This is a genomic window from Actinoplanes sp. NPDC048791 (assembly GCF_040650095.1).
Classification (GTDB): Bacteria; Actinomycetota; Actinomycetes; order Mycobacteriales; family Micromonosporaceae; genus Actinoplanes.
Map to the genome: position 1 here is coordinate 1 of NZ_JBEZGQ010000673.1, position 4,739 is coordinate 4,739.

Annotated in this window: 5 protein-coding genes; 4 read left to right on the forward strand and 1 reads right to left on the reverse strand. The window is 70.1% G+C overall.

Annotated features, from left to right (window positions below; translation table 11 throughout):
* The coding region (locus AB0C29_RS34190; RefSeq protein ID WP_360829142.1) for a hypothetical protein at positions 1–350 on the reverse strand (350 nt) is incomplete at its 3' end.
* 91 nt (positions 351–441) lie between these two features.
* Here AB0C29_RS34190 and AB0C29_RS34195 point away from each other — a divergent pair.
* The 4 genes from AB0C29_RS34195 to AB0C29_RS34210 all read left to right on the forward strand — a co-directional run.
* Positions 442–1,278, forward strand: a complete 837-nt coding sequence (locus AB0C29_RS34195) for an NAD-dependent protein deacetylase (RefSeq protein WP_360829145.1) — start codon at positions 442–444, stop codon at positions 1,276–1,278.
* 53 nt (positions 1,279–1,331) lie between these two features.
* Positions 1,332–1,724, forward strand: a complete 393-nt coding sequence (locus AB0C29_RS34200; RefSeq protein WP_360829147.1) for a hypothetical protein — start codon at positions 1,332–1,334, stop codon at positions 1,722–1,724.
* A 200-nt stretch (positions 1,725–1,924) separates the two neighbouring features.
* On the forward strand, positions 1,925–2,947 hold the full coding sequence (locus AB0C29_RS34205) for a LacI family DNA-binding transcriptional regulator (protein WP_360829150.1): 1,023 nt from the start codon (positions 1,925–1,927) through the stop codon (positions 2,945–2,947).
* Between the two features lie 125 nt (positions 2,948–3,072).
* The coding region (locus AB0C29_RS34210) for an ABC transporter substrate-binding protein (protein ID WP_360829153.1) at positions 3,073–4,739 on the forward strand (1,667 nt) is incomplete at its 3' end.

Genomic DNA, 4,739 nt, shown 5'->3' on the forward strand with positions numbered 1-4,739 from the left:
TCCGCGGCCTCGGCCGCCTCGGCCGTCCGGACGATCTCGGCGGCCAGGGCGGTCTCAGCGGCCAGGGCGACCTGGGCGGTCCCGGTCGCGCCGCTCGCCGGCGCGCTCAGGGCCAGACCGGCCCGGCTGCCGCCCAGGCGCGGCGCGGGGACCTCGACCAGCGGCACGGCCGGACCCGGCGGGGTGTCGACCGTCGTGATGATCGTGACCGGGGACTCGGCGGGCGCCTCGGCCGGGCTCAGCACCGACGGGAGCGCGAAGGCCAGGGCGATCAGCGCCAGGCCGGCCAGGAACTGCAGCAGGCGTCGACCGTCCCAGTAACGGGGCAGCAGGCGCGCGACAGTGGCCACCCTGACAACTTACCGTTCTCAGCCCCTGCGTGCACAGATAGTCGTGAGTGCGTCCTTCGTCCCACTCCGGCGGGTGAGGGACCATGGACGGGTGACGCAGATCGAACAGCTCGCCGAGTGGGTCGGCGACGGCGGCGTGGTCGTGCTCAGCGGGGCCGGCCTGTCCACCGATTCCGGCATCCCGGACTACCGCGGACCCTCCGGCGCGGCCCGCCGCACCACCCCCATGACGTACCAGGCCTTCACCCGGGATCCGGTCGCCCGGCGGCGTTACTGGGCACGCAGCCACCTGGGCTGGCGCACCATCGGCGACGCCCGGCCCAACATCGGGCACCGGGCCGTGGCCCGGCTGCAGGAGCTGGGCCGCCTCGACGGGATCATCACCCAGAACGTGGACGGGCTGCACCAGGCGGGCGGCGCGCACGGCGTGGTCGAGCTGCACGGCAACCTGTCCCGGATCACGTGCCTGGACTGCGGTGAGCTGTCCGACCGGCTGGTCCACTCGGACCGCCTCGACGCGGCCAATCCGGGCTTCGCGGCGGCCGTCAGCGCGGTCAACCCGGACGGCGACGTGGAGATCGACGACGCCGAGCTGGACGGCTTCACGGTGGTCGACTGCGGGTCCTGCGGCGGCATGCTCAAGCCCGACGTCGTGTACTTCGGCGAGACCGTGCCGGCCGAGCGGGTCAGCCGCAGCTTCGAGCTCGTCGCGGGCGCGCGGACCTTGCTGGTGCTCGGATCCTCGCTGACGGTGATGTCCGGGCGGCGGTTCGTGCTGCGCGCCGCCAAGGACGGCATCCGGGTCGCCATCGTCAACCAGGGCGTCACCCGCGGCGAGCCGTACGCAGGCCTGATCGTGGACGCCGCCCTCGGTGCCGTGCTGCCCGACGTGGTCCGCCGGGTGGAGGGTGTCGCCGTACCCGGATGATCTGGGTACGCGGGCTCATCCCGCGCCCCGGACACCGCCCTAGGTTTCGTGCCATGCCCGCAAACAAGCTCCGCGCCCTGTCCGGCCTGCTCGTCCTGGCCGCCGCCTCCGTGTTCACCTGGTGGGCCTGGCTGGGCCGGGACACCACCAAGACGCTCGACCCCGAGACCGGGAACTACTCGGGCCCGTACACCACCGCCCAGGTCGCCGGCGCCGTGCTGACGCTGGCCGCGCTGCTGATCGCCGCTGTGCTGCTGCGGGTGCCGGCTCTGCCGGCCGCCGCCGTGATGACCGTCGCGTTCACCGCGGCGTGGACCGCTCAGGCCGCCGGCGAGGACGAGACGGGGCTCTATCTGGTGGGGACCTTCCTCGTGCTGGCCGGCATGACCGCCGGCACCACGGTGGTCGCTCTGATCACCGCGCGCCTGCGCCGCCCGGCGACCTGATCCCGCCCGTTTCACCCGGTATCGAGGGGCTCGCGAAGCACGTAAACGAGTAAGCCGCAACCTAGTTACCGTCTCGAAACCTAAATAAAGCTACCGACGCGTTGACGTGACCCGGCTCACCGGAGTTAACTTCCCGGAACCGCTCCCGAAACCGGTTCCGAAACTGCGGTGCAACCATCTGGACACAAGTCGGAGGACACGTGCCAATCACCATCGCCGATGTGGCAGCCCGGGCCAAGGTCAGCAAGACCACGGTCTCCCGGGTGCTCAACGGCAAGGGTGAGCTGGACGAGTCGACCGCCGCCCGGGTCCGCAAGGTCATCGAGGAACTGGGCTATGTGCCCAGCTCACGGGCCGTGGGCCTGGCCCGCGGCCGGACCCGGGTGGTCGGCATGCTGGTCCCCTCGCTGACCTGGCCGTGGATCGGCGAGGTGCTGCAGGGCGCCGTGGACGTGCTCGAGACCGAGCGCTACGGCCTGCTGCTGTTCACCTGCAACCGCGGCGAGGAGTCGATGCGTCAGTTCGGCGCCCAGGTCTCCGCCAAGAGCTTCGACGGGCTGCTGGTCATCGAGCCCGAGGGCACCCTCGACTACATCGCCATGCTGCACGCCCGCGGCCTGCCGGTGGTGCTGATCGACGACCGTGACGTGCAGCCCGGCCAGATCCCCAGCGTGGGCACCACCAACCACACCGGCGCCGGCGCCGCCGCCCGGCACCTGCTCGAGATCGGCCGGCGCAAGCCGCTGGTCGTCGCCGGTCCCGCGCGCTTCGGCTGCACGGTGCAGCGGCTCGACGGCTTCGCGAGCGTCTTCGCCGAGGCCGGCCACCCGGTCACGCCGGACCGCGTGCTCCAGGGCGACTTCACGATCGCGCGCGGCTTCGAGCTCGTGCAGGCGGCGCTGGAGTCCGGTGTGGAGTTCGACGCGATCTTCGCCCACAACGACCTCTCGGCCACCGGCGCGATGCAGGCCGTGCTCGACAGCGGCCGGCGCATCCCGCAGGACGTCGCGGTGGTCGGCTTCGACGACATCCCCATGGCGGCCCACACCCAGCCGCCGCTGACCACCGTGCACCAACCGCTGCGCGAGATGGGCGAGGCGGCGGCGCGCACGCTGCTCGCCCACTTCGAGGGCTCACCCCTGCCCAACCGCCCGACCGTCATCCCCGCCACGTTCACCGTCCGGGGCTCCACCGGCGTGAGCCCGGAGCCCGACTCCGCATAAGCCGCACTCCCCCGTCACACCCCCATAGATCCGCAAAACGGCCGGCGTTCCGACGTCCGGCGCACTCGCCCTGCCTCGGGGCACCCCCTCTCACCCGATTCGCACCACCTGAGGAGAAATCAGAGATGCAGCGCAGGAAATTGTTCGCGGTCGCCCTGGCGGGCGTGCTGGCCTCGGGCGGCCTCGCCGCCTGTGGCGATTCCCCCAACGAGGGCAACAAGAAGGCCGGCAGCGGGGCCACGTTCCTGACCGTCGGCATGCCCAACGGCCCGCAGACCGAGAACCACAACCCGTTCCTCACCACGTCGGCGGGCGCCTCGCTCGGCTATCGCTGGATGATCTACGAGCCGCTGCTGATGTGGAACCCGGTGAAGCCGGCCGAGCCGTCCCGCCCGTGGCTGGCCACCGGCGCCGAGTGGACGCCGGACTTCAAGAAGGCGACCATCACGGTCCGCGACAACGCGAAGTGGTCCGACGGCAAGCCGGTCACCGGTGACGACGTCGCCTACACGTTCAACCTGATCAAGAAGAACGAGGCGCTGAACCTGGCCGCCACCCCGTACGGCGACATCAGCGCCAGCGGGAACACCGTGACGGTGACGTTCACCAGCTCGATGTTCGTCTACAAGGACAAGTGGCTGGGCCAGACCCCGATCGTGCCCAAGCACATCTGGGAAGGCATCAAGGACCCCACCACCGACCCGAACAAGACGCCGGTCGGCTCGGGCCCGTACACGCTGAAGTCCTTCACCCCGCAGACCACCACGCTGACCGTGCGCGCCGACGGTTACTGGCAGGACCTGCCGCAGGTCAAGGAGCTGCGCTACACGTCGTACACCGACAACAACGCGCAGACGACCGCGCTGTCCGACGGTTCGAACGAGTGGAGCTTCGTCTTCATCCCGAACTACAAGACGGTCTTCATCGACAAGGACCCGGCGCACTATAAGGTGTGGGCCCCGCCGGTGCTCGGCATCCACGGCCTCTACATCAACACCACCAAGGCGCCGTTCGACAACGTGGCCCTGCGCAAGGCGATGAGCATGGTCGTCAACCGCGAGGACATCTTCAACCAGGCCGAGGCCGGCTACTTCCACCCGCTGGTCACCAGCGTGACCGGTCTGCCGTCGCCGGCCGGTGACGCGTACGTCGCGCCGGAGTACAAGGGCAAGACCCAGGCCGTCGACGTCGAGGGCGCCAAGAAGGTCCTCACCGAGGCCGGCTTCAAGCTCGAGGGCACCACGCTGAAGGACCCGAGCGGCAAGCCGGTGAAGATCACCCTGACCGACCCGAGCGGCTGGTCCGACTACCAGACCTCGCTCGAGATCGTGAAGGACAACTTCGCGCAGATCGGCATCGCGGCCACGGTCGACAAGGCCAACCAGGACGCCTGGTTCCGCAACGTGGAAGAGGGCAAGTTCGACGCCACCTTCCGCTGGACCAACGGTGGCGCGACGCCGTACGACATCTACCAGACCATCATGGACGGCAAGCTGCTGAAGAAGATCGGCACTGCCTCCCCGGGTGGCAACTTCGGCCGCTTCAACAGCCCCGAGGCGACCGCGGCGCTGGCCGCGTACGCCAACGCCGCCGACGACGCCGCCCGCACCACCGCGCTCAACACGATCCAGAAGATCTTCGTGGAGCAGGTGCCGATGATCCCCGTCGGCGCGGACAACATCGGCATGGCCTACAGCACCAAGAACTGGGTCGGCTGGCCCGACGACACCAACCCCTACAGCGCCGGCCAGCCCACGCAGGCCAACGCCCTGGACGTCGTCCTGCACCTCAA

What these genes read in the sequence shown, in the direction of transcription:
- AB0C29_RS34200 (WP_360829147.1), top strand. Translation starts at nt 1,332, where the DNA reads ATGCCCGCAAACAAGCTCCGCGCCCTGTCCGGCCTGCTCGTCCTGGCC.